General features: G+C 40.4%; 4 protein-coding genes. 2 read left to right on the top strand and 2 right to left on the bottom strand.

Annotated elements, in window-relative coordinates; genetic code table 11:
* Window positions 1-417, bottom strand: a 417-nt coding sequence (locus CXF78_RS07260) for a toprim domain-containing protein (protein WP_257984863.1), incomplete at its 3' end; no start/stop codon positions are given.
* Between the two features lie 391 nt (window positions 418-808).
* On the opposite strand from CXF78_RS07260, the gene astB reads away from it, so the two are divergent.
* A complete protein-coding gene (astB, locus tag CXF78_RS07265; RefSeq protein WP_102036398.1) occupies window positions 809-2,143 on the top strand; it encodes an N-succinylarginine dihydrolase in 1,335 nt (444 codons plus the stop codon).
* Between the two features lie 158 nt (window positions 2,144-2,301).
* Here astB and CXF78_RS07270 read toward each other — a convergent pair whose 3' ends face one another.
* Complete coding sequence (locus tag CXF78_RS07270; protein WP_102036399.1) at window positions 2,302-4,764, bottom strand: hypothetical protein; 2,463 nt, start codon at window positions 4,762-4,764, stop codon at window positions 2,302-2,304.
* Between the two features lie 223 nt (window positions 4,765-4,987).
* Between CXF78_RS07270 and CXF78_RS07275 the strand changes: the two genes are divergently transcribed.
* Window positions 4,988-6,298, top strand: a complete 1,311-nt coding sequence (locus tag CXF78_RS07275) for a dicarboxylate/amino acid:cation symporter (protein ID WP_102036400.1) — start codon at window positions 4,988-4,990, stop codon at window positions 6,296-6,298.
* The last annotated feature ends 59 nt before the right edge of the window (window positions 6,299-6,357 follow it).

The raw sequence follows: 6,357 nt of genomic DNA on the forward strand, positions 1-6,357 counted from the left end.
AGGATCACCACCAATAATTTCCTGTAAATGCCAGGCAATGGCTTCCCCTTCACGGTCCAAATCCGTTGCGAGATATATTTGGTCAGCAGTTTCTGCTAACGCTTTCAATTCTTTAACAACTTTTTCTTTACCAGGCAGGATTTGATACTTGGCTGCCCAGCCTTTATCTGGGTTAACACCCATACGCGCCACAAGCGCTTGTTTGTCTCTGATTAGCTTGTATTTAGCTTTTTCTTCAGGAGATAATTTCTTAACTTCTGCTGCGGTTTTAGTCACAGTTGTACCGTCAGAAGTAGACGAAGTTGGTAAGTCACGTATATGACCTACACTCGACTTCACAATGAAGTCTTTACCAAGATATTTATTAATTGTCTTGGCTTTGGCCGGCGATTCGACAATAACTAGCGATTTACCCATAGTTTTATTTGCGCCAAAAAGTCTCGAAAAAAAGAAAATTGATTCCATATATAGAGGGTTGAGACAATAGTTTCAAGTTAATCCCTCTTTTACATGGCTAGTAAGTCATTTTTTAATCAGAATTGAATCAAAAATAAAAAATGTAAAAAATAATATGCGTTTTTTAAACGTAATTTTTCACTTAATGATACTTGCGAGCACCTTCAGTGCATTTTTAGTCATTTATAAACATTTGTACAAATTAACCACACCTTGTTAACCCTTATAGCTTCAGTATACTGGGGTTAAATTAGCGTTAACTGACATGAACAATCACGTTCCTTTTTTATAAGTAACACAAATAAGTGTAACTACAATAATAATTATTCACTAAAATTCTCAAGGATCACGAATGAAGCATTTTGAAGCGAACTTTGATGGCTTGGTTGGACCAACCCATAATTATGCCGGATTATCATTTGGTAATGTGGCCTCATTTAGTAATGCGGCCCAAACCTCAAATCCTAAAGCGGCAGCGAAACAAGGTTTGCAAAAAGCCAAGTCATTAGCAGATTTAGGTATGGTACAAGGTGTATTAGCCCCACAAGAGCGCCCAGACCTTTATACATTGCGTCGAATTGGTTTTTCTGGGTCTGACACTGAGGTTTTACAAAAAGCCGCTCAGCAGGCTCCTGCGTTACTTAATGCTTGTTGCAGCGCATCAAGTATGTGGACAGCTAATGCGGCTACAGTTTCACCCAGTGCTGACACTCGTGACGGAAAAGTTCACTTCACCCCTGCTAATTTAGTTGATAAATTACATCGCAGTATTGAACCTGTCACCACGGGCAATATTTTGCAGGCAACATTTAACAATGATCGCTATTTTAAACATCATCAACATTTACCAGAACACGCAAGCTTTGGTGATGAAGGCGCCGCTAATCACACACGTTTATGTTCTGAATACGGTCATGCTGGCGTTGAGCTATTTGTTTATGGCCAAACAGCCACTAATCCTGACGCCCCTAAACCAACAAAATATCCAGCACGTCAAACTTTGGAAGCATCTCAAGCTGTAGCACGCTTACATCAACTTGAAGATGAAAGCTGCGTGTTTATGCAGCAAAACCCAAATGTAATTGACCAGGGTGTATTCCACAATGACGTCATTTCAGTGGGTAATAAAAATGTGCTGTTTTATCACGAACAAGCGTTTTTAGATACCGAAACAAAGTTTGATGAAATTCGTCGAAAAATGAACTCTGACATGTATTTTGTCAAAGTAACCACAGAGCAAGTATCCATTGATGATGCAGTTCGAAGTTACTTGTTTAATACACAAATTATTACTTTACCTTCTGGTGAAATGGCTATTATTGCGCCCACAAATTGTCAAGAAAACCCTGCAGTATTTGCTTACTTAAATGAACTCGTTACTTTAGGCACACCAATAAAACAAGTGCGTTATTACGATGTTAAGCAAAGTATGCAAAACGGTGGCGGTCCAGCGTGTTTACGCTTACGAGTCGCGATGAACGAACAAGAAGTCGCTGCAGTTAATCAAAACACATTAATGAATGACAGTTTATTTACGCGCTTAAATACTTGGGTTGATAGGCACTATCGTGACCAACTAACAGTTAACGATCTAGCCGACCCGCAATTAATTATTGAATCACGCACCGCATTAGATGAACTCACACAAATATTAAAATTAGGTAGCGTATATCAGTTCCAAAGATAGTCTGAACTGACCGAATAAATAATTGAGTAACATATTTGTAAAAGCCAACAGTATTAGCTGTTGGCTTTTTTGTTTACATTCTAAAATCGAACCAATAAAAAAGGCGCTAAATGCGCCTTTTAATCAATTTAAACTAACAAGCTAGCTACCAACATCAATTATAGAATTGTTACACCAATGGATACCACTGGAGTGACTAAACCATTTGGTGATTCTACTTCTACAAGGAAGACACCAGAGTTCGGCTCATCTTCGCCTTTAATAGTTGTTGTAAACTGACGACCACCATTGTAGTTGGTACTTGGCCATGTATATTCGCTTGAACTCACCACCGAGCCCGCTGACGTTGTAAATCTTACGATCGAACCTGCTGGCATTTGTTGATTATGCAAATCTGAAATCGTAAATGTTGCAGTTGCAGAGCCTTTACCCACAATAACCATACTGCTTGAACCAGAATGAATGCCAGTGCTATCGTCCACTACAATATCAGCGGGAGCAGTAGCATACGCAGTACTTCCAGACATCACTAATGTTAAGCTTCTGCGAACAAATAATGACTTTGAATCACTTACGCCATCAGCACATGCACTGTGCACAGGGTCAGAACAAAGCACACCATTATATTTACCGTCTTTTACATCAAATATACCATTGGAGTTAAAATCGATTAACTCTTCTAATGTGCCACCAGCTTGACCACCGGTTTGTTGCGGATTAAAGAGGCCATCTTCATTATAGTCATTATATGCATCATTTAAATCAAATGACTGACCAGTCACATCTGTCCCCGTAAGAAACGTATTTGCTTCTGATGCATCAAAACGACCATTACCATTTAAATCTGGAAAAGACTCTTCACCAATTGCAGTGGCTGTAACGGTTGCACGTCCACCGTATTTTTGGCCATAGATATTTCCATAAAGATCTAAAGTGGCATCATAAGCTAATGCAGCATTAGGATTACGATACATCTGACCGGCGCCATTCAGAATTATCTGACCTTCAGGTCTTGGTAGTTGACTCGTCCACACTACAGAACATGCACCATTAAGTGTTTGACAGGCATCTTCAATAGAACCACCCTCTGTTGTAAAAGATACCGTTGTCCCATCGGGTACAGGGTTGTTAAATGCATCAGCCATACGTGCAGTAACCGTCACTTCTGTACCGTCAACATTCCAACCTTCTGGATTTAATATCGTTGCAGCTAATGAGAAACTATCTTGATCTGGAATACCCGTAGACACAATTAGCTGGCTAGACTGACTCGATATTGTCGGAATTGCACCATTGTCTACCGTTGCAGTCACACGTAAAGAAGTCGCTACTGTACCTGTGGTTACTACCGTTTGCACAATACCACTATTATCTGTAGTAGCTTGCAGGGGATCAATTTTAACCCCACCTACAGTAGTATTTAGTGCAAATTTAACATTTTGGTTAGCTACTACATTGCCATTTTTATCCAAAACTTTAAATTTAACTACAGATGACTCAGTGCCGCCAGTCCCTAAAATACTGATGTTCTCTGGTACTGCTGATACAAACACAATACTGCCAACGTCAGCCTGAAGTATATTGATGGTACCTACTGCAGATAAACTGATGCCACCAGCATTGGCAGTCACATTAATTTGGTCTTCACCCACACAACCTTCAGCACGATACGTTGAGGTTGCGACACCATTACTTGACGATACTGGTGAGCTTATCACTGCTTGCGCAGGAATTTTAGTAGCACAAGTAGATGAAAAATTTACGTCCACAGGTTGTGTAAAAGCATTACCTAAATCATCTTGAATAGACACGGTTACAGTCGCTGTTCCACCCGCGGATAAATCAGTAGCACTAATAGCTGCGACACCTTCAACAAATGGTGTACCACTGCCCATCACAACGTTGGTAGCTCCGACAACAACAATAGTTGAACCAGTTTCATTGGTTGATAATGTCGCTGTTGCTTCACCGGCACCTAGCGAGCTGCCTGCATAAATATCAACGGTAGCTTTACCTTGTGCATTAGTTACTGCAGTTTTAACGGGTAAATCACCGATAGGGCTTTCAAATGTAACAATAGAGGACCTAGTAATACCTGTAACTGTTGCAGTTAATTTACCTGGTGATAAAGTGCTAATCGATTGAATAGCGTTTCCAGCGGCATCAGTTAACACCAATGACACTTGAGCACCACCGCCTGCAACACCGCCATCACCCGTCATAGTAACAAATAATGATGCACTTTCACCTGACGTGGTAGTCGCGGTTACTGTTGCTCCAGTATTAATTTCTGCGGTATTGAGTTGGATAGTAGCAACACCGCTTGAATTGGTGACAACTTCACCGGTACTTGGTGAAAATGTACCGTAATCATCATTATTAAGCGTAAATGAAACAAGCGTGCTGACAGCTGCACCCGTTGAGTCTTTCACTGTTGCAGTAATAACTGCAGGTTCAGCAACAGAAACTTGATCGTTGTCGATACTTAATGAAATAGATATGGTTGGGTCTGGTGTAGTCCCACCTCCGGTTCCATCATCGGTTATACTGCCACCGCCGCCACATGCGACGAGAAAAAAAGAACATAAAAGCGCGAAATAAACTTTATATGCTGACCTCATTGTCAGGCTCCCTGTTACATTAAAATAAACTTAAGAATTATTATAGTTACTTATACATTAACAATACGCAAACATCTTATAACTTTAGCATAACTCTACTATTTTCTTCGCTATTTATTGGCGAAAACTTTCACTTTTAGGCCATTTCCTAAGTTGTCGATTCCTGCTAGTCTTTAGCGCATTCAATAAAGACATAAAATAATATGATGAGAAGGAACACTCTGTGAGTAAACAACGCAAGCTCGGGCTCACGAGCAAAATTTTAATTGGTATGGCTGCAGGCATAATTTTAGGCCTGTTGTTAAGGAATGTGTTCCCAGACAGTCTATTCATTAAAGAATATATTACTGAAGGTTTCCTTCATGTCATCGGTACTATCTTTATTTCAAGCTTAAAAATGCTCGTTGTACCATTGGTGTTCATTTCACTGGTGTGCGGCACAAGCTCGTTAAGTGACCCGTCTAAATTAGGTCGCCTAGGGGGTAAAACGATTGCTTTCTATTTATTTACCACTGCAATAGCACTCACTATTGCGATTTTAGCTGCAGTACTTATCCACCCGGGTAATGCAAGTCTGGCAGGTAATGCTTTAGAATATACCGTTAAAGATGCACCAAGTTTGTCCGAGGTTCTTATTAATATAGTACCGACAAATCCGATGCAAGCCATGAGTGAAGGCAATATGCTGCAGATCATTATTTTTGCGGTAATTTTTGGATTTGCCATTTCTCATATTGGTGAACGAGGTACTCGTGTTGCCTCATTCTTTAATGATTTGAATGATGTGATCATGCGAGTGGTGACGTTAATTATGCAACTGGCACCTTATGGTGTGTTCGCATTAATGGCTAAGCTGAGTTTAACGTTGGGATTAGAAACATTTGGTAGTGTCGTCAAATACTTCTTCCTCGTGGTTGCCGTTTTATTTATCCAAGGCTTAGTGGTTTACCCGACTTTATTAAAAATGTTCTCGGGTCTCAGCCCATTAATGTTTTTACGTAAAATCCGCGACGTACAGCTGTTTGCTTTTAGTACCGCAAGTTCTAATGCAACATTGCCAGTTACCATTGAAACGGCTGAACACAGAATGGGCGTTGACAACAAAATAGCCTCATTCACCTTACCACTCGGTGCCACACTCAACATGGATGGCACCGCCATTATGCAGGGTGTTGCTACGGTATTTATTGCTCAAGTATTTGGTATTGAACTGAGCATCATGGATTACGCTACTGTTGTGGTAACGGCCACGCTGGCATCTATCGGTACTGCGGGTGTGCCTGGTGTAGGCCTTATTATGCTGGCAATGGTATTAAACCAAGTAGGTTTACCCGTTGAAGGTATTGCCTTGATTATTGGTGTAGACAGAATGCTAGACATGATCCGCACAGCGGTGAACGTCACTGGTGATGCGGTAGCTACGGTGATCATTGCCAAATCTGAAGGCGAATTTAATGAAGAAGTATTCAACGATTCACAAGCAGGTAAAGCCGCCAAAAGTTTTGAAGAGCAAGTGCTTAATGCCAAAAAATAATAATTAAGCTTAACCTATATAAAAAAGCGCTAATTTAGCGCTTTTTTATTATCTTTTTG

Source organism: Shewanella sp. 11B5, assembly GCF_002836795.1.
Classification (GTDB): domain Bacteria; phylum Pseudomonadota; class Gammaproteobacteria; order Enterobacterales; family Shewanellaceae; genus Shewanella; species Shewanella frigidimarina.

Bases quoted from the DNA above. Each gene is read 5' to 3' on its own strand.
- CXF78_RS07270 (WP_102036399.1), bottom strand. From the start codon at position 4,764: ATGAGGTCAGCATATAAAGTTTATTTCGCGCTTTTATGTTCTTTTTTT.
- astB (WP_102036398.1), top strand. From the start codon at position 809: ATGAAGCATTTTGAAGCGAACTTTGATGGCTTGGTTGGACCAACCCAT.